15 protein-coding genes are annotated in these 17906 nt (G+C 73.0%); 7 read left to right on the forward strand and 8 right to left on the reverse strand.

From position 1 onward, the window contains the following. Positions 1 to 295: 295 nt before the first annotated feature. Positions 296 to 3070, reverse strand: coding sequence for an aconitate hydratase AcnA (gene acnA / locus HGK34_RS05070; protein ID WP_201845492.1), 2775 nt, complete (start codon positions 3068 to 3070; stop codon positions 296 to 298). A gap of 232 nt (positions 3071 to 3302) precedes the next feature. On the opposite strand from acnA, the gene HGK34_RS05075 reads away from it, so the two are divergent. Together HGK34_RS05075 and HGK34_RS05080 are read left to right on the forward strand one after the other, a co-directional pair. Then, the gene (locus HGK34_RS05075) at positions 3303 to 3905 is read left to right on the forward strand and encodes a YdeI/OmpD-associated family protein (RefSeq protein WP_201845493.1); all 603 of its coding nucleotides are present in this window, start codon (positions 3303 to 3305) and stop codon (positions 3903 to 3905) included. A gap of 52 nt (positions 3906 to 3957) precedes the next feature. Continuing rightward, positions 3958 to 4371: a VOC family protein gene (locus HGK34_RS05080; protein WP_201845494.1), complete on the forward strand. Its 414-nt coding sequence runs from the start codon at positions 3958 to 3960 to the stop codon at positions 4369 to 4371. A gap of 105 nt (positions 4372 to 4476) precedes the next feature. On the opposite strand, the gene HGK34_RS05085 is transcribed toward HGK34_RS05080, so the two are convergent. Further along, positions 4477 to 5016, reverse strand: coding sequence for a hypothetical protein (locus HGK34_RS05085; RefSeq protein ID WP_201845495.1), 540 nt, complete (start codon positions 5014 to 5016; stop codon positions 4477 to 4479). Positions 5017 to 5113: 97 nt separating this feature from the next. Beyond that, a complete protein-coding gene (locus tag HGK34_RS05090; protein WP_201845496.1) occupies positions 5114 to 5986 on the reverse strand; it encodes an alpha/beta fold hydrolase in 873 nt (290 codons plus the stop codon). A gap of 80 nt (positions 5987 to 6066) precedes the next feature. Between HGK34_RS05090 and HGK34_RS05095 the strand changes: the two genes are divergently transcribed. Continuing rightward, positions 6067 to 6741 (forward strand): TetR/AcrR family transcriptional regulator, encoded by a 675-nt coding sequence (locus tag HGK34_RS05095; protein WP_201845497.1) that lies wholly within the window; start codon positions 6067 to 6069, stop codon positions 6739 to 6741. A 222-nt stretch (positions 6742 to 6963) separates the two neighbouring features. On the opposite strand, the gene HGK34_RS05100 is transcribed toward HGK34_RS05095, so the two are convergent. Both HGK34_RS05100 and HGK34_RS05105 read right to left on the reverse strand, forming a co-directional pair. Further along, positions 6964 to 7662: an NUDIX hydrolase gene (locus tag HGK34_RS05100; RefSeq protein WP_201845498.1), complete on the reverse strand. Its 699-nt coding sequence runs from the start codon at positions 7660 to 7662 to the stop codon at positions 6964 to 6966. Positions 7663 to 7753: 91 nt separating this feature from the next. After that, a complete protein-coding gene (locus HGK34_RS05105) occupies positions 7754 to 9244 on the reverse strand; it encodes a GuaB1 family IMP dehydrogenase-related protein (RefSeq protein ID WP_201845499.1) in 1491 nt (496 codons plus the stop codon). 188 nt (positions 9245 to 9432) lie between these two features. On the opposite strand from HGK34_RS05105, the gene dxs reads away from it, so the two are divergent. Further along, positions 9433 to 11367 carry a 1-deoxy-D-xylulose-5-phosphate synthase gene (dxs, locus tag HGK34_RS05110; RefSeq protein WP_201845609.1) on the forward strand — a complete coding sequence of 645 codons (1935 nt, stop codon included), beginning with the start codon at positions 9433 to 9435 and terminating at the stop codon, positions 11365 to 11367. Between the two features lie 25 nt (positions 11368 to 11392). Here the strand turns inward: dxs and HGK34_RS05115 are convergent, their stop codons facing one another. From HGK34_RS05115 to HGK34_RS05125, 3 genes are read right to left on the reverse strand one after another with little or no spacing between them, the layout of a single operon-like run. Then, positions 11393 to 11779 (reverse strand): MerR family transcriptional regulator, encoded by a 387-nt coding sequence (locus HGK34_RS05115; protein ID WP_201845500.1) that lies wholly within the window; start codon positions 11777 to 11779, stop codon positions 11393 to 11395. Then, positions 11776 to 13305 (reverse strand): DHA2 family efflux MFS transporter permease subunit, encoded by a 1530-nt coding sequence (locus HGK34_RS05120; RefSeq protein WP_201845501.1) that lies wholly within the window; start codon positions 13303 to 13305, stop codon positions 11776 to 11778. The genes HGK34_RS05115 and HGK34_RS05120 overlap by 4 nt, the downstream gene beginning before the upstream one ends. Further along, positions 13302 to 13910: an NADPH-dependent FMN reductase gene (locus HGK34_RS05125; protein ID WP_201845502.1), complete on the reverse strand. Its 609-nt coding sequence runs from the start codon at positions 13908 to 13910 to the stop codon at positions 13302 to 13304. Before HGK34_RS05125 ends, HGK34_RS05120 begins: the two co-directional genes overlap by 4 nt. Positions 13911 to 13989: 79 nt before the next feature. Here HGK34_RS05125 and HGK34_RS05130 point away from each other — a divergent pair, with 79 nt between their 5' ends. From HGK34_RS05130 to HGK34_RS23145, 3 genes are all read left to right on the forward strand, one after another. Further along, on the forward strand, positions 13990 to 14997 hold the full coding sequence (locus HGK34_RS05130; protein WP_201845503.1) for an NRDE family protein: 1008 nt from the start codon (positions 13990 to 13992) through the stop codon (positions 14995 to 14997). A gap of 223 nt (positions 14998 to 15220) precedes the next feature. After that, positions 15221 to 17467: a DEAD/DEAH box helicase gene (locus tag HGK34_RS05135; protein ID WP_201845504.1), complete on the forward strand. Its 2247-nt coding sequence runs from the start codon at positions 15221 to 15223 to the stop codon at positions 17465 to 17467. Positions 17468 to 17599: 132 nt separating this feature from the next. After that, a complete protein-coding gene (locus tag HGK34_RS23145; RefSeq protein ID WP_201845505.1) occupies positions 17600 to 17857 on the forward strand; it encodes an excisionase family DNA-binding protein in 258 nt (85 codons plus the stop codon). Positions 17858 to 17906 lie beyond the last annotated feature (49 nt).

A 17906-nucleotide genomic window follows, 5' to 3' on the forward strand; every position in this document is an offset into this window, starting at 1 on the left:
CCCGGCCGCTCCGCCCGGCCCTTCCGCCCGGCCGCTCCGCCCGGCCCTTCCGCCCGGCCGCTCCGCCCGGCCCTTCCGCCCGGCCGCTCCGCCCGGCCGCTCCGCCCGGCCGGCCGCGGCTTGACCGGTCCGGCGGGCGCGGTCGGCGTCGGCTGCGGACGGCGTCGGCTGCGGACGGCGTCGGCTGTGGACGACGCCGGCCCGGACGACGCCGGCCCCGGCCACTCTCCGTGCGGAGAGCGGCCGGGGCCGGCGTCGGGCGGCGTGGCGGGTCAGACTGCTCCCGCCGCGCGGGTCACGCCGCGAGCGAGCGGAGCACGTACTGCAGGATGCCGCCGTTGCGGTAGTAGTCCGCCTCACCCGGGGTGTCGATGCGGACCACGGCGTCGAACTCGACGGTGGTGCCGTCGGCCTTGGTCGCCTTCACGGCCACCGTCGAGGGCGTGTCGCCGTCGTTCAGGGCCGTGATCCCGGAGATGTCGAACGTCTCGGTGCCGTCCAGGCCGAGTGAGTCCGCGGACTCGCCGGCCGGGAACTGCAGCGGCAGCACGCCCATGCCGATGAGGTTGGAGCGGTGGATACGCTCGAAGCTCTCGGTGATGACGGCCCTCACGCCGAGCAGCTTGGTGCCCTTGGCGGCCCAGTCGCGCGAGGAGCCGGAGCCGTACTCCTTGCCGCCGAGCACCACCAGCGGGGTGTTCTGCGCGGCGTAGTCCTGCGCGGCGTCGTAGATGGTGTCCTGGGCGTCCTTCACGAAGTTGTACGTGAAGCCGCCCTCGACGCCGGCGCCGTCGTTCTCCGCGGCCAGGAGCTGGTTGCGCAGGCGGATGTTCGCGAACGTGCCGCGCACCATGACCTCGTGGTTCCCGCGGCGCGAGCCGTAGGAGTTGAAGTCGCGGCGTCCCACGCCGTGGTCGGCCAGGTACTTGCCCGCCGGGGAGTCCGGCTTGATCGCGCCGGCCGGGGAGATGTGGTCCGTGGTGACCGAGTCGCCCAGCTTGGCCAGCACGCGCGCGCCGGCGATGTCCTCGACCGGGGCCGGCTCCATGCCCATGCCGTCGAAGTAGGACGGCTTGCGCACGTAGGTGGACTCCGGGTCCCAGGCGAACGTGTCGCCCTCCGGGGTGTCCAGCGCGCGCCAGCGGTCGTCACCGGTGAACACGTCGGCGTAGTCCGCCTCGAACATTTTGCGGTCGATCGAGGCCTCGATCGTCGCCTGGACCTCCTCCGGGGAGGGCCAGATGTCCTTGAGGAACACCGGGTTGCCGGCCTCGTCGCGGCCCAGCGGGTCGGACTCGAAGTCGAACTCCATGGTCCCGGCCAGGGCGTAGGCGATGACCAGCGGCGGGGAGGCCAGGTAGTTCATCTTGACGTCCGGGTTGATGCGGCCCTCGAAGTTCCGGTTGCCGGACAGCACGGAGACGATCGTGAGGTCGTTCTCCTGCACGGCGGCCGAGATCTTCTCGTCCAGCGGCCCCGAGTTACCGATGCAGGTCGCGCAGCCGTAGCCCACCAGGTGGAAGCCGAGCTTCTCCAGGTACGGCCACAGGCCGGCCTTCTCGTAGTAGTTCGTGACCACCTGCGAGCCCGGCGCCATCGACGTCTTGACCCACGGCTTGGCCTCCAGGCCCGCCTCCACGGCCTTCTTGGCCAGGAGCGCGGCGGCCAGCATCACCGACGGGTTCGAGGTGTTGGTGCAGCTCGTGATCGAGGCGATGCCGACCGCGCCGTGGAACAGCTCGAACTCCTTGCCGTGGCTGTCGGTCACCGCGACGTGCTTGCGGTTCATGGCGTGCTCGGCCGGGGCGTCGGACGCCGGGAAGGACTCCTGCTCGGCCTCGTCGGCGGCGGCGACGTCCGGGGCGTAGTTCGGCAGGTCCTTGAGGAACTGCTGCTTCGCGTCGCTCAGCTCGATGCGGTCCTGCGGGCGCTTCGGGCCGGCGATCGACGGGACCACCGTCGACAGGTCCAGCTCGAGGTACTCGGAGTACTTCGCCTCCGAGGTCTCGGCGTCGAGCCACAGGCCCTGCTCCTTGGCGTACGCCTCCACCAGCGCCAGCTGCTCCTCCGAGCGGCCGGTCAGGCGCAGGTAGTCCACCGTGACGGAGTCGATCGGGAAGATCGCGGCCGTCGAGCCGAACTCCGGGGACATGTTGCCGATCGTGGCGCGGTTGGCGAGCGGCACCTGGGCGACGCCGGCGCCGTAGAACTCGACGAACTTCCCGACCACGCCGTGCTGGCGCAGCATCTGGGTGATGGTCAGCACGACGTCGGTCGCGGTGACGCCCGCCGGGATGGAGCCGGTGAGCTTGAAGCCGACCACGCGCGGGATGAGCATGGACACCGGCTGGCCGAGCATCGCGGCCTCGGCCTCGATGCCGCCCACGCCCCAGCCCAGCACACCCAGGCCGTTGACCATGGTGGTGTGCGAGTCGGTGCCGACGCAGGTGTCGGGGTAGGCGCGGAGCACCGGTGCCTCCCCGTTGACGGACACCTCGCGCGTCATCACGGTGCGGGCCAGGTACTCGATGTTGACCTGGTGCACGATGCCGGTGCCCGGCGGGACGACCTTGAAGTCGTCGAACGCCGTCTGGCCCCAGCGCAGGAACTGGTAGCGCTCGTGGTTGCGCTGGTACTCGATCTCCACGTTGCGCTCGAACGCGTCCGTGGTGCCGGCGACGTCGATCTGCACGGAGTGGTCGATGACCATCTCGGCGGGCGACAGCGGGTTGATCCGTGTGGCGTCGCCGCCCAGGTCGGCGACGGCCTCACGCATGGTGGCCAGGTCCACGACGCACGGCACACCGGTGAAGTCCTGCATGATCACGCGCGCCGGCGTGAACTGGATCTCCGTGTCCGGCTGCGCGTCGGGGTCCCACGACGCGACGGCGCGCACGTGGTCGGCCGTGATGTTGGCACCGTCCTCGGTGCGCAGGAGATTCTCGGCGAGGATCTTGAGCGCATAGGGCAGGCGCTCGACGCCCTCCACCGCCGACAGCCGGAAGATCTCGTAGGCCTTGTCGCCTACCTCCAGCGTTCCCTTCGATCCGAACGTGTCCACGCTGCTCACTGCGGCTCCTTCGCGGGCTTGCGGGCCACCGGGTGCCCGGACGCGCACGCGCACCGGCCCGACGGCGGGATTTGGGGGCTCCGCCCAGCCTAGGCCGGGCTGCTGCGGCCAGCATACCGCACTTATCTTGACGTCAAGATACTTGCCTGTCACGAACGCGCCCGACGACGCGCCCACGGGCGTTTGCCCGCACCGCGGCAGGAATGTCGGTGTCCCGGCGTACGGTGCCCCCATGACCGACAACCCTGAGCTGACCGTTCCCGACGCGGCAGCATGGCGGGCCTGGCTGGACGAGCACGAGTCCACGTCGGACGGTGTCTGGCTCGTCCTGGCGAAGAAGGGCAAGCAGGCGCCCACCACGCTCGACTACGACGCCGCGCTCGACGAGGCCCTGTGCAGCGGCTGGATCGACGCGCAGAAGCGCCGCCGCGACGACGCCACGAGCCTGCAGCGGTTCTGCCCCCGCAGGGCGCGCAGCCGCTGGTCGGCGCGGAACGTCGGGATCGTGCAGAGGCTCACCTCCGAGGGGCGCATGCGGCCGCGCGGCGCGGAAGAGGTCGACAACGCCCGGGCCGACGGCCGCTGGGACCTTGCCTACGAGGGGCCGAAGAGCATCCAGATCCCCGACGGACTGGCCGAGGCGCTCGCGGCCAGCCCTCGCGCCGCGGCGATGTTCGAGATCCTCACCGGCCAGAACCGCTACGCGATCCTGCACCGCCTGGCCAACCTCAAGACCCCCGAGGCCCACGCCCGCAACGTCACCAAGTTCGTGGCGATGCTGGAACGCGGTGAGACCCCGCACCCCCAGAAGCGCACCCTCGACGCCCGGGACTGACGGGGCTCGCCCCGACGGGCCGGATGTCAGTGTGTCGTGCCAGGGTCAGGGCATGGACCAGCGCATCAGCTTCATCACCCTCGCCGTGCGGGACGTGGCGGTCTCGCGCACCTTCTACGTCGACGGCCTGGGCTGGAAGCCCGTGTTCGACGATCCCGGTGACGTGCTCATGATCCAGGTCGGTGAGCGCCTCGTCCTGTCTCTCTGGGCCCAGGAGCAGTTCGAGCAGGAGGTCGGCCCCGTGCGCCGGGGTCCGGGTGCGGCGCCGATCACGCTCGCCCACAACGTGGCGACCCGCGAGGAGGTGGGCGCCGTCCTCGCCACCGCCCGGGCAGCCGGCGCCGGCGTCGCGCACCCACCCCAGGACCGGGAGTGGGGCGGCTACACGGGCTACTTCACGGACCCTGACGGCTACCACTGGGAGATCGCCTGGAACCCGGGGCCGGTCGGTCAGCTCGTGCTGTGACCCGGTCGCGCGCGTCGCGGAGGCGGGCACGGACGCCGAGCCGTGGCCGTGGCCTCCGACACCTGGCCGCGGGCCGCGCCTGCGGCCAGGTGTCGAGCGCCCCCGTCAGATCAGCCCCTGGGCCGCTCCGCTCAGCAGGATCACACCCAGGAGGACCCCGGTCGTCGCGTGGTGCTTCGGCGCACCGCCGGGTGCCATGAGCCGGCCGACGGCGGCGATCGGCCACGCGAGCACGATCGCCGCCAGGCAGATCAGCGCCACGAGGTAGAGGTCGCCCACCTGGAGCAGCTCGGCGAGTACCACCAGGTGGAGCGTCATCGACAGGGCGACCGTGGTGGGAACGAGCCTCGCCTGGTCGTGGGACGCGAGGAAGCCGGTGATCATCCGTGTGAGCGCGGCCTGGAGCCCGAGCGCCACGACGTACAGCCCGATGGTCGCACCGGCGACGGCGGTTTCCGTGTCCCACGCGCCGATGACGTCCACGACCCCCCTCCCGGTGATCACGACGGCGCTCACGGCTCCGGCGATGGGCCCGAGCGTCCATGGTCCCCGGATGTGGCGCTGCGACCACGCGAACCACAACCCCGCCAGCACGGCGAGAACGACGGCGGCGGTGGCTGCGTCCCGGGCGTGCTCGGCGTCCATGCTTCCCCCACTCGGTGGTCGCGTACCTCGGACCCGGCGTGGGAAGAAATCCTGCAAGCCGGACGAATACGACAGTAGTGTAGAGGGAAAGCGCAGGTCAGGGAAGGTTACTGGGCTTCACGGCGACAACGTGGTCGACGACCCGCCGTCGTACGGCCTCGTCGCGCACGATCCTGTTGTGCCCGAGTCCCGTGGTGGTGACGAGTTCGGCCGACCCGGCGTGTGCGCCCAGGAGTAGCTCGGACTGCCGGTGCGGGACGTACCTGTCGGCGTCGTCGTGCACGAACAGCGCCGGGACGGTCGCGGGCACGGGGCGGCGGGTGAGGTCGTAGCGCTCGTAGAGGTCGGGCTCGTCGGGAAAGCGCCGGCGGCGCACGACGTCGTCGTACCGTGCGCGGAGGCCCGGCGGCGTGCCGCTGGCCGCGAAGAACCCGTCGTTGATCGCGGTCGCCGAGGAGAGGCCCGCCAGCCCGGCGAACCGGCGCGCCGGGGCTCCGTCGGCAAGAGCCACCCCGGCGCCGAGCACGCCGGCGGAGTGTGCGACGACGCCCTCCCAGCCGCCGGGCTCGGCCTCGGACAGACGGTGGATGATCGCGACGTCGTCGGCCAGGGTGCGCCGGCTGCCGCCGGAGTCGCCGTGGCCCGGGGCGTCGTACGCCACCACGCGCCGCCCGGAGGCCAGGAGGTCCGCGATCACGGGGGCGAAGAACGAGGCGCGGGACTGCCAGCCGTGCACCAGCAGCACGGCGGGGGCGTCCGGGTCGCCCCAGGTGTGGACGGCGATGTCCACGGGCCGGCCCCTGTTGACCGCAGGCCTGCTGTGGCTGAGCGTGCTGCGGCGGGACGCCTGGTGGGTCTCCTGTTCGTGCGGACGTACGGGCGCACGCGGACCGAGCCGGAAGGCGACCCAGGTCGCGACCTCGGCGGCGAGCGGCGCGGGTAGATGGGCGAGGTGTCGCAACGTGGGCACGGTTCCTCCCGGAGAATCTGAACGATCGATCGGATTGTTTCTTACGCTACAACATGTGCGGACGGTCGTACACTCTCTTTATGGCGACACCGGAGACGGCTACCGGCAAGAGGCCCGGTACGGACGGAAGCGCGACCGACCTGCGCCGTGCCCGCGGGGACCGGACGCGGCGCGCGGTGCTCGACCAGGCGGTGCAGGACGCCTCGGTGCACGGGCTCGACGCCCTGTCCCTCGGCGGGCTGGCGGCGACGGCCCCCGTGAACAAGAGCGCGATCGCGGGGCTGTTCGGCTCGAAGGAAGGGCTGCAGCTCGCCGTCGTCGCGCGGGCCCGGGAGATCTACACCGACGCGGTCGTCGTCCCGGCCCGGCCGGCCGGGCGCGGGCTCGCCCGGGTCTGGGCACTGGTGGGGCGGTGGATCGACTACTCGCGCCGGAGGGTCTTCCGGGGCGGCTGCTTCTTCCGCACCGTCGAGATCGAGTTCGACATGCGGCCCGGGCCGGTGCGCGATGCCGTCGCCGAGGCGCAGGCCGACTGGGAGGGGTACCTGGCGCACCAGGTCGAGATCGCGGTGGGCGCCGGCGAGCTGTCTGCCGGAACCGACCCCGAGCAGGTGGCCTTCGAGGTGAACGCCCTGCTCAGCGCCGCGAACGACCGCTCACTGCTGTTCGACGACGAGCGGGCGTACGGCTACGCGGTGGCCGCGGTCCGCACGCTCCTGGAGTCCCGCGGAGCGGACCCGGCGACGCTGCGCTGACCGTGCGATGCTGCGCTGACCCTGCGACGCTGCGCTGACCGTGCGTCAGAAGGCGCCTCACGACCGTCACCGGCCGGTGACGGTCGTGAGGCGCCTCCTGACGCAGGGTCAGTTCGTTCTCGCCGACGGGGCGACCGCACCGCTGGTCGGCCGCGGCGACCGCTCACGGCCGCGGGCTTCAGCTCACGGCCGCGGGCTTCAGCTCACGGCCGCGGTTTCAGGTCAGGGCTGCAGTTCCAGCTCGCGGGTGCGGTCCCACTCCTCGGTCCAGCCCAGCGCGTCGAACAGGCTGTCGAGGATGCCGCCGGTGAAGCCCCACACCAGGTGCGTGGTCGTGCCGTCGGAGACCTGGAAGCCGGGCCCCCGGTAGGAGCGACCCTCGTGCCCCACCACGACCGTGACCCGGGAGGCGGGGTCCAGAAGGTCCGCGACCGGCGCGCGGAACACGTGCGACGACTCGGCCTCGTCGACGACTCCTACGGGTGTCGGCTTCGTCCACCAGCCGAGCACCGGCGTGACCACGTGGTTCGACACGGGCATCGGCAGCGGTTCGAACTCGCCGAGCACCTCGACGCCCGAGGGGTCGAGCCCGGTCTCCTCCTCTGCCTCGCGCAGCGCGGCCGCCACCATGGTCTCGCCGTCGTCGGCGCGGCCGCCGGGGAACGCCACCTGTCCGGCATGGGACCGCAGGGTCGCCGCGCGAGCCAGCAGCAGGACGTCGAGGTCGTCACGGACGGCCTCGGCCTGGGCGTGGTGGTCGGCGGGAAGTGTGTCGAGCACGCCGAACAGGATCAGCACCGCCGCGGGCCGGGCCGCGTCCGAGAAGCCGCCGCGCGCATGGCGCCACGGACCGGCGAACCCCGCTTCCGCAAGGGCTTCCAGCTGCGTGCGGGCGGGGGAGACTGCAGGTGACGAGCTCACGGGACGAGGCTACCGCCGCAGCCCGACCGGCGTGGACCGTGGGCGTGGACGGAGCGCCGCGGGCCCGCCACCGCGAACCGCGGCGGAGGGCTCACCAGCTCGTCTCGACCGGGCGGCCCTCCTCGTAGCCCGCCGCGGACTGCACCCCCACGGTGGCCCGCTCGGCGAACTCCGCCAGTGTCCGTGCGCCCGCGTACGTGCACGAGGACCGCAGGCCCGAGGTGATCTCGTCGAGCAGGTCCTCCACGCCCGGCCGCTGCGGGTCCAGGTACATGCGCCCGGTCGAGATGCCCTCCTCGTACAGAGCCTTGCGGGCCCTGTCGAACGCGGCCCCCTCCCCGGCGGTCCGCGCCGCCACGGCTCGGGCCGACGCCATCCCGAACGAGTCCTTGTACAGCCGGCCGTTCCCGTCCTCGCGCAGGTCGCCCGGGGACTCGAACGTCCCGGCGAACCAGGACCCGATCATCACCTGGGACGCCCCGGCGGCCAGCGCCAGGGCGACGTCGCGGGGGTGGCGCACGCCGCCGTCGGCCCAGACATGCTTGCCGAGCTCACGTGCCGCCGCGGCGCACTCGAGGACGGCGGAGAACTGCGGCCGCCCGACGGCGGTCTGCATCCGCGTGGTGCACATGGCGCCCGGTCCGACGCCGACCTTGACGATGTCGGCGCCGGCGGCCACCAGGTCGCGGGTGCCCTGCGCCGTGACCACGTTCCCCGCCACGACCGGCACCGCGGGGTCGACGGACCGGACCGCGTCGAGCGCGGCGAGCATCCGTCCCTGGTGGCCGTGCGCCGTGTCGACGACGAGCACGTCGACCCCTGCCGCGAGCAGGTCCTTCGTCTTGGCCGCGACGTCCCCGTTGATCCCGACCGCCGCACCCACGCGCAGCCGGCCCCGGCCGTCCACGGCGGGCGCGTAGACGGACGAACGCACCGCACCCTTGCGCGTCAGGACCCCGGTCAGCAGCCCGTCGCGGACCACGGGCGCGAACTGCAGGTGTGCGTCGTGCAGCGTGTCGAACGCCCGCTCGAGCCCGGCCGCCCGGGCCTCGGCGCTGCCCTCGGTGCCGCCCTCGGCGCCGCCCGCCAGGAGCTCGGCCTCGATCACCAGCGGGTCGGCCGACATGACGGTCCGCACCTGGGCGAACCGGTCGACGTCGAGGCAGTCGGCCTCGGTCACCACACCCACCGGCCGTTGCTGCTCGGTGACGACGGCGGCGCCGTGCGCGCGCTTGCCCAGCAGCGTCAGGACGGTGTGCACGGTGTCGTCCGGCGCCACGACCACCGGGGTCTCCACCACCGGGTCCTTCGACTTGACGTCCGCCACCACGTCGGCGACGACGCCGGCGGGCACGTCCTGCGGCAGGACCGCCAGTCCGCCGCGCCGCGCCACCGTCTCGGCCATGCGGCGGCCCGCCACGGCCGTCATGTTCGCCACGACGACGGGAATGCTGGTGCCGCAGCCGTCGGCGGTGGCGAGGTCGACGTCGAACCGCGAGGAGACGTCCGATCGTGACGGAACGAGGAAGACGTCGCCGTACGTCAGGTCATGGGCGGGCTCTTGGCCAGGCAGGAATCGCACCATGACAGACTATGACCGTTCGGTGTGGCTGGTGTGGAACTCGCAGTCCGAAGTTCGTCCGGCGCGGCCGGGGTACGTACGATGACTCCTTGCCGCGCGAGGCCCGAGTGGCCGGGAACGCGGTGCAGGGGGACGACGACGAGTTCGTGCCCGGTCCGCCCGGGACCAGGCCGCAGGGAAGGAACGACATGGCACTGCTGAGCGGGATCGGCTCGCCCGAGGACGTCCGGAAGCTCACGCCGGGCCAGCTCGACGAGCTCGCACAGGAGATCCGCGATTTCCTCGTGGAGAACGTCTCGCGCACCGGGGGACACCTCGGCCCGAACCTCGGCGTCGTCGAGCTCACCATCGCCATGCACCGCGTCTTCCGTTCCCCGCGTGACTCCTTCGTCTTCGACACCGGTCACCAGTCCTACGTGCACAAGCTGCTCACCGGCCGGCAGGACTTCTCCCGCCTGCGGCAGAAGGGCGGTCTGTCCGGCTACCCGTCGCGTGCCGAGTCGGAGCACGACATCGTCGAGAACTCCCACGCCTCCACGGCGCTGTCCTGGGCGGACGGCATCGCCAAGGCGAACGTCGTCGCCCACCGCGACGACCGTCACGTCGTCGCCGTCATCGGCGACGGCGCCCTGACCGGGGGCATGGCCTGGGAGGCCCTGAACAACATCGCCGAGGGCGCGGACCGCCGCCTCGTGGTCGTGGTCAACGACAACGGCCGCTCCTACTCGCCGACGATCGGCGGCCTGGCGAACCACCTCGACACGCTCCGCACCACGCGGGGCTACGAGGTGTTCCTGGACTGGGCCACCCGCACGCTGCACCGGTCCGGCCCGCCCGGACGCTTCGCCTGGCGCTGGATGCACGGCTTCAAGAAGGGCATCAAGGACGTCATCGCGCCGCAGGGTCTGTTCGAGGACCTGGGCATCAAGTACATCGGCCCCGTCGACGGGCACGACGCCGCGGCCATGGAGCACGCCCTGCGCCGCGCCAAGGCGTATGGCAAGCCTGTGATCGTGCACGCCATCACCGAGAAGGGCCGCGGCTACAAGCCGGCCGAGGAGGACATCGCCGACCGGTTCCACGCCGTGGGCGTGATCCACCCCGAGACCGGCCTGCCCGTGGCGCAGTCCCGGTTCGGCTGGACCAAGGTGTTCGCCGACGAGATCGTGCGGATCGGCCGCCGCCGTGGCGACGTCGTGGCGATCACGGCCGCCATGCTGCACCCCGTCGGCCTCGCGCCGTTCGCCAGCGAGTTCCCCGAGCGCACGTTCGACGTCGGCATCGCCGAGCAGCACGCGGCCACGTCCGCCGCCGGCATGGCGTTCGCGGGGCTGCACCCGGTCGTCGCCGTCTACGCGACCTTCCTGAACCGCGCGTTCGACCAGGTCCTCATGGACGTGGCCCTGCACAAGGCCGGCGTCACGTTCGTGCTCGACCGCGCCGGCATCACCGGCGCCGACGGCGCCAGCCACAACGGCATGTGGGACATGGCGATGCTGCGGGTCGTTCCCGGCCTGCGCCTGGCCGCCCCGCGCGACGAGCCCACGCTCCGCGCCGCCCTGCGCACGAGCGTCGACGTCGACGACGCGCCCACCGTCGTGCGCTACCCCAAGGGCGCGCTCGGCGAGGACCTGCCGAGCGTCGAGGAGCTCGACGGCGTCGACATCGTCGGCCGCTTCGAGCCCAGGCCCCACGGCGTGACCGGCGCCCCGCGCACGGCCGGTCCCGGCGGGACCTCAGGCGCCACGCGTCAGCGCGTCCTCGTGGTCGGGGTCGGTGCCATGGCGCAGGCCGGGCTCGACGCGGGAGCCGCCCTCGCCGAGCACGGACTGGAGGCCACGGTCGCCGCTCCCACGTGGGTGCTGCCCGTGCCGGCCGCGCTGGTGAAGCTCGCAGGCGAGCACGATCTCGTCGTCACGATCGAGGACGGCCTGGCCGACGGCGGTGTGGGTGCCCTGCTCGCCCAGCGCGCCGGCGAGCAGGGCGTGCGCACCCGGCACGTGCACGTGGGGCTCGACGCGGTGTTCCTGGATCACGCGAGCCGCGAGCAGATCGCGACCGCGCAGCGGGTCACGGCGGCCGACGCCGTCCGCGACGCCCTGGCGGTGCTGGCCGGGGCCTGAGCCTCGGGGCACCACCCGGGCAGCGCTACGACCGCAGGAAGTCCAGGCTGGAGAACTGCTCGACGGCGGACTCCAGCTCGCGGATCCGCGAGTGGCCCTCCTCGATCAGCCGCCGGCCGGCGGCGATCCATCGGTCCAGGTCGGGTTCGGCCAGCGGGATGTCGGCGAGCAGGTCCGCGCTCTCCCGGAGCGTCAGCCCGACGCGCTGGCCGGCCCGCGCCAGCTTGATGCGGCAGACGGCGTCGACGGTGAACCGGCGGGCGCCTCCCGAGGTGCGGAACGCGGTCAGCACGCCGTGGCGCTCGTACAGGCGCACGGTGTTCGGGCTCACCCCGGCCTTGGCCGCGACCTCACCGACGGTGAGCGTCATGGCCAGGGTCTCCTTGGTCAGGGGCGCCGTGGCGGTGGTCATCGTGCTTCCTTCCCGGCCGTCACCGGCAGGTCGTCGGTAGCGGCTCCCGGGGAGCGGCCCCGGTCCCGAAGCCGCAGCACCAGTGCCGACAGGATCACGGCCAGGCTAACCGCCGTGGTGAGGCGCTGGGCGTCGACGACCGCGGCCGTGGCGGCCATCCGGTCCGCCACCGGGATCACGCCGAACTCCGCCAGGGAGGCCCCCGGCGCGAGCAGAGCGGTGAGCGCGGTGAAGACGGCCGTGAGCGTGGCCGTCCCGAGTGCGTTCGCGAGCGTGCTGACCAACGGGAGGATGGCCGAACCGGAGGCGAGGTCGGCCCCGCGCAGCCGGCGGGTGGCGGTCGCCATCGTCGGCATGATGACCGCCCCGCTGCCCAGTCCCTGCAGCGCGGCGAGCGCGCCGAGGACCACGTACGGGGTGTCAGGACGCAGGACCGCGATCGCGATCGCCCCCTGGACCACGGAGATCGTCAGTCCCGTCCCGATGACGGGCTTCGCCCCGAAGCGGTCCAGCAGACGCCCCGCCACCTGGACGCTCGCCCCCAGCGCGAGGGCGCCGGGCACCATCACCAGCGCCGTCGTGAGCGCGCTGTCGCCGCGCACCACCTGGACGTACGTGGGCATCAGCAGCATCGAGCCGAAGTACGGCGCCGTGTACAGCCCGAGTCCGAGCGCGTTGCGGCCGAACTCGGGCCGTCGCAGCAGCCGGATCCGCAGCAGCGGCTCCGCCCGCCCCAGCGACCGGCGTGCGAACGCCGCGCCGAGGGTGAGCCCCGCGAGCACCGCCAGGACCCGTACCGGCCACGGCGTCCCGGCGGCGCTGATCCCGTAGGCCGTGCACACGGCGCCCGGGACGAGCAGGGCCGCTCCGGCGACGTCCGGCCGAGGTTTGCGGTCCGCGGCGGTCGTCCGGGCCCAGCGCAGGACGCCGGCTGCGGCGAGCAGGGCCGGCGGTGCGGTGACGAGGAAGACCGCGTGCCAGGAGAAGTGCTCCAGCAGGAACCCGCCGAGCACGGGCCCGAGGACCGGGCCGAGGAACAGCGGGAGGCCGACGAGGGAGGCCATCCGCCCGCGGCGCTCGGGAGGCGCCGCGGCGAACGCGATCGTCATGCCCAGCGGCGTGATCAGGCCTCCCGCCAGGCCGAGCACCACGCGGGCGGCGAGCAGGGCCGGCAGGCCCCCGGCCAGCCCGGCGCCCACCGAGGCGACCGCGAAGCCGAGCAGCGCGGCCACGTACACCCGGCTCGCACCCCAGCGCCCCGCGAGCCAGGCCGCGAGCGGCATCGTCGCGACCATCGCGAGGGTGTACCCGGAGGAGAGCCACTGGGTCGTGGCGAGTGGTACCTCGAACACCTTCGTCAGCTCGGGGATCGTCACGGTCACGATCGTGGTGTCCAGCACGGCGAGCAGGCCGCCGAGCGCGACGACCAGCCCGACACGGGTCTCGGCCGCCCGGGGGCGCCCGGCCGTGCGCACGGTGGTGGCCGCGCGGGTGCCCTCGGCGGCGGTCTCCGTCGTGGTCCTCATGCCGCCACCAGCCGATCCTGGGCGCGGGCGGTCCGCAGCGCGCTCGCCCACCAGCGCAGTTCGCCGAGCAGGTCCCGCCACACGGCCAGTGCCGCGTCGGACGGCCGGAACCGGCCCTCGGCCGTCAGCCTCTGCCACGGCTGGTTCAGCAGGAGGGCCTCGCGGACCGTCGTCGCCCGGAGCTCGGGGAACACCGTGCGCAGGTGCTCGACGGCGCGTGAGCCGCCCGTGTGCGCGCCGTACGCGACGAACGCGACGGGCTTGCGCGCCCACGGTTCGAGGTGCTGGTCGATGGCGTTCTTCAGGGCTGCCGGGTAGCTGTGGTTGTACTCCGGCGTCAGGATCAGGAAGCCGTCGGCGCGGTTCAGGCGGTCCGCGATCGGCGAGGGCGCGCCGCCCGGCACGCCGAGCCCGGTCATCGGCAGGTCGGTGGTCGCCAGGTCCACCACGTCGAGCTCGATCCCGTCGGCGCCGGCGAGCTCCTCGCGCAGCCACGCGAGCAGGGGGTCGGCCATCCGCGGGGACCGGACGCTGGCCACCAGGAGCACGATCCGCAGGGGGTCGGCGTCGTGGAGGGGACCGGTTCGTGTCGTCGGTGTCGTCATGGTGGCGACGCTAGAAGTTCGCCCATGGGTCAACTCAAGATGGGCCGAGGCCAGGGTGCGCAGGACGTAAGCTCGTCGGGTGTGCACGGTGCTGTTGCGTCTGGACCCCGCGGCCGACTGGCCGCTGCTGCTCGCCGCCGTCCGGGACGAGGTCGCCGACCGTCCGTGGGAGCCGCCGGGGGAGTACTGGCCGCAGGAGGCCCCAGGTCTCGTCGGGGGCCGTGACCTGCTGGCCGGCGGGACGTGGCTGGCCGTGCGGCGCGGCGGTCCCCACGGTGGCGGCGGTGCCGCGTCGAGCGGTGCCGGGTCGAGCGGTGCCGGGTCGAGCGGTGCCGGTCCGGATGGTGGGATGTCCGGTGGCGTCGTGTCGGGTGGCATCGTGTCCGGTGGCGTCATGTCGGGTGGCGCCATGTCGGGTGGCGCCATGTTCGACGGCGTGGCGCCCGCGGGCGCGCGGCCTGCCGGTGGCTCCGGCCCTGGTGTCGCTGCGGTCCTCAACGGCAGCTTCATGAACCGGCTCGACCGGTCCGCGCCGGGGAGCGCACCGTCGTCCAGCAGGCCGAGCCGGGGGCGGCTGCCCCTGCGGGCGCTCACCTCGGGCGTGCCCGACGCCGGCCGGTTGCGCGAGTACGAGGTGGTGCACCTGCTGGTCGCCGACGCGGACGGCGCGCGGCTCGTCTCCTGGGACGGGCAGGAGGTGACCGACACCGCGATCCCGCCGGGCGACCACATCGTCACGAACGAGGGCCTCGACGTCGCCGACGACCCGCTCGTGCCGCACTTCGCGCCGCTCCTGGCCGGGGCCGGCATCCCCGGCGGTACCCGGCTGTCGCCGGACGGCCCGAGCGGGACGGACCTGCCGGGCCCGACCACGGACTGGTGGGGCGACTGGACGCACCTGCTGCGCGGCGACGGGCTGGCCGAGGACGACCCGCGGGCGCTGCTGGTGCGGCACGAACTGCCGGACGGCCGGGTGTTCGGGTCGGTGTCGGCGACGCTGCTGGCGCTCGGCCGGGAGCCGGGCCGCGTGCGGATGGACTTCACGGGGACGCCGTCGAACCCGGAATGGAAGCAGGTCGAGGTCTGACTCCGGCGCGGCCGGCCCCGTTGCCGGCCGGCCCCGTTGCCGGCCGGCCTGCTGTCCGTCGTCCGTCGTCCGTCGTCCGTCGTCCGTCGCCGCAGCGTGCCGCCACCATGGGCCCAATGGGTGACCTCTCCACCGACGTGAGAAAAGTGTGCCAAGCGCCGTGCGCGGCACCACCCTGACGCTGATCGGGAATGTCGGATACGGCGGGTACGCTGGCGCCGCGATGTCTGAGACTTCCGTGGATGTTCCGATCAAGAGCCGCCAGGCGCGTCAGGTCGTGGAGGAGGCGACCGCCCGGCTGGCGGACGCACGGCTGTTGCTGGCCTCCGACGGGCCCTATCGCGACAAGGTCCGCGAGGCCTATCAGGTGGCGCGGCAGGTGCGCGTGCGCGCCGAGCTGCGGACGGTCGCGGTCGAGGAACTGGAGCTCCGGCGCAAGAAGCTTCGGGTCGCGGTGCTGCGCAAGAAGGGCTTTCGCGACGTGCCCTCGGTGCTCGAAGCGGGCGTGGACGGCCTGGTCGAGGCCGGGATCGGGGAGACGACGGCGCGCCCCGCGGTCGCCGCGGCGACCGAGCTGGCGGACGAGGCCGACGCCGACCTGCGCTTCCGGATCGACGTCGACCCCCACGACCCGTACGCCACGGACCTCGTGCGGTCGCTGCGCATGTTCGGTGCCGTCACGGACGCGCGACACCGGCACTACGACGACGCGCGCCGGCTCCATGCGGTCCTCCCGCAGTACCTCGGCCCGGCGCAGGTGCTGACGCGATGGTGGCGGCGCCTGCTGGCGGACTCCGGCGGCCGCGTGGAAGCGGCCGCGGCGATCGGCGCGCTGCGCAATGCGTTGGGGGCCTCCTCGCCGGACCTCGCGACGGCCGCCGGGCAGGTGCGCGTCGTCACGGCCGGTGGCGGGGCCGACGGCGTGTGGGAGGACTTCGAGCGGCGGTCGGCCGACTACTACGGGCTGCTCAGCCAGGTGGTGGATCTCGGCGACGACCACGAGGCGGCCGAGGGCTTCCTCCCGGCCGACGTCGTGCGGCGGGTCGAGGCCCAGCCCCTGGACCGCTCCCTGCTGCACGCGAACCTGCGTGCCTATCAGGCGTTCGGCGCGAAGTACGCGCTGGTGCAGCGCCGCACGATCCTCGGCGACGAGATGGGCCTCGGCAAGACGATGCAGTCTCTCGCCACGATGACGCACCTCGCCGCCACCCGGCCCGACGACGACGGGCCCGCACACTTCCTCGTGGTGTGCCCGGCGAGCGTGGTCACGAACTGGGCCCGCGAGGTGACGACCCACTCGAGCCTGGCCGCCGTCGTGATGCATGGCGGTGACCGGGACACGGCGGCCCGGGTGTGGGCCGCGTCGGGCGGTGTCGGGGTGACGACCTTCGAGATGCTCGCGCGCCTCCCGCTTCCCGAGGACCTGAGTCCCACGCTCATGGTGGTCGACGAGGCCCACTACGTGAAGAATCCCGAGACGCTGCGCGGCCGGACCGTGCGCACGTGGTCCGACCGGGCCGACCGCGTCCTGTTCCTGTCCGGGACACCGATGGAGAACAAGGTCGCGGAGTTCAAGGCGATGGTCGGCTACCTGCAGCCGTCCGTGGCCCGGCAGCTCGACCCCAACGCCGGTGTGTCCGGCGCGCAGGCGTTCCGGCGCATCGTCGCGCCGGCCTATCTGCGCCGCAACACCGAGGACGTCCTCACCGAGCTCCCCGACCTCGTCCAGGTCGAGGAGTGGGAGCAGTTCGGCCCGGCGGACGGTGCGGCCTATCGCGCGGCGGTGGCCGGCGGCAACTTCATGGCGATGCGGCGCGCGGCCTTCGCCGTCGAGCGTGCCGCGGACTCCGCGAAGCTGCTGCGGCTCCGGGCGCTCGTGGACGAGGCCGTGGCCAACGGCCGCCGCGTCATCGTCTTCTCCTACTTCCTCGACGTGCTCGAACAGGTGATGGACCTGCTCGGCGACGTCGCCGTGGGCCCGCTGACCGGCAGGGTGAAGGTGGCCGAGCGGCAGGAGATGGTCGACAGCCTGTCCGGGCCGGCCGGACCCAGCGTGCTCGTCAGTCAGATCACCGCCGGGGGAGTGGGGCTGAACGTCCAGGCGGCCTCCGTGGTGATCTTCTGCGAACCGCAGGTCAAACCCACGATCGAGGCGCAGGCCGTGGCGCGCGCGCACAGGATGGGACAGACCCGGACCGTGCAGGTGCACCGGCTGCTCGTGGAGGACTCCGTGGACCAGCGCATGATGGAGATCCTGGACACCAAGGCCGCGCTGTTCGAGCAGTTCGCCCGGCAGTCCGAGATCACCGAGACCTCGGACCTGGCGGTCGCGGTGGGCGATCCGGCAGGCGCGGAGGTGCCGTCCGAGGCCGAGCTGGGCAGGACGATCGTCGCTCAGGAGCGGGAACGGCTCGGGGCGGCCGGGCATCCCGAGCGGGGCGAGAGCGAGGAGCCGGCCGGCGTGCGATAGGCCCTCCACGGCGCCTGGTGAGGAGCGCCGCGCCCGGCCGTCCGGGTGAAGATGGAAAACCTCTTCCACAGGACTCGGTTCTCGTAGCGTTTCGACTGGACTCATGGCACACCGGTGCGCAAGACTGCACATGTGAGCGAAATCACACGGAAATCACTGTCTGACTCCGCGTCCGGCGCGGGCGATGCCGCCCCGCACGGGGAGGAACTCACGGCCGCCGAGGCGGCCCGTCGGCTGGGCGTGTCATCTTTGCACGTCATCGACCTGCTGGAGGCCGGCGAGCTCGACTTCCACATGGTCGGTTCGGACGTCTGCTTCGACGCGGCCGATGTTGCCACCTACAAGGCGGACCGCGAGTCCCGTGACCAGGAGCACCTCGTAGGCGCCTGACCTGCGCCACGCGGCACCCGGCCCGGTGCCGGGCGGAGCGTTTCGTCGG

It is taken from the genome of Myceligenerans indicum, assembly GCF_016742955.1.
Lineage (GTDB): Bacteria > Actinomycetota > Actinomycetes > Actinomycetales > Cellulomonadaceae > Myceligenerans > Myceligenerans indicum.

What these genes read in the sequence shown, in the direction of transcription:
- HGK34_RS05080 (WP_201845494.1), top strand. Translation starts at nt 3,958, where the DNA reads ATGGACCAGCGCATCAGCTTCATCACCCTCGCCGTGCGGGACGTGGCG.
- HGK34_RS05120 (WP_201845501.1), bottom strand. Translation starts at nt 13,305, where the DNA reads ATGAGGACCACGACGGAGACCGCCGCCGAGGGCACCCGCGCGGCCACC.
- HGK34_RS05075 (WP_201845493.1), top strand. Translation starts at nt 3,303, where the DNA reads ATGACCGACAACCCTGAGCTGACCGTTCCCGACGCGGCAGCATGGCGG.
- HGK34_RS05095 (WP_201845497.1), top strand. Translation starts at nt 6,067, where the DNA reads ATGGCGACACCGGAGACGGCTACCGGCAAGAGGCCCGGTACGGACGGA.
- HGK34_RS05085 (WP_201845495.1), bottom strand. Translation starts at nt 5,016, where the DNA reads ATGGACGCCGAGCACGCCCGGGACGCAGCCACCGCCGCCGTCGTTCTC.
- dxs (WP_201845609.1), top strand. Translation starts at nt 9,433, where the DNA reads ATGGCACTGCTGAGCGGGATCGGCTCGCCCGAGGACGTCCGGAAGCTC.
- HGK34_RS05125 (WP_201845502.1), bottom strand. Translation starts at nt 13,910, where the DNA reads ATGACGACACCGACGACACGAACCGGTCCCCTCCACGACGCCGACCCC.
- HGK34_RS05115 (WP_201845500.1), bottom strand. Translation starts at nt 11,779, where the DNA reads ATGACCACCGCCACGGCGCCCCTGACCAAGGAGACCCTGGCCATGACG.
- HGK34_RS05135 (WP_201845504.1), top strand. Translation starts at nt 15,221, where the DNA reads ATGTCTGAGACTTCCGTGGATGTTCCGATCAAGAGCCGCCAGGCGCGT.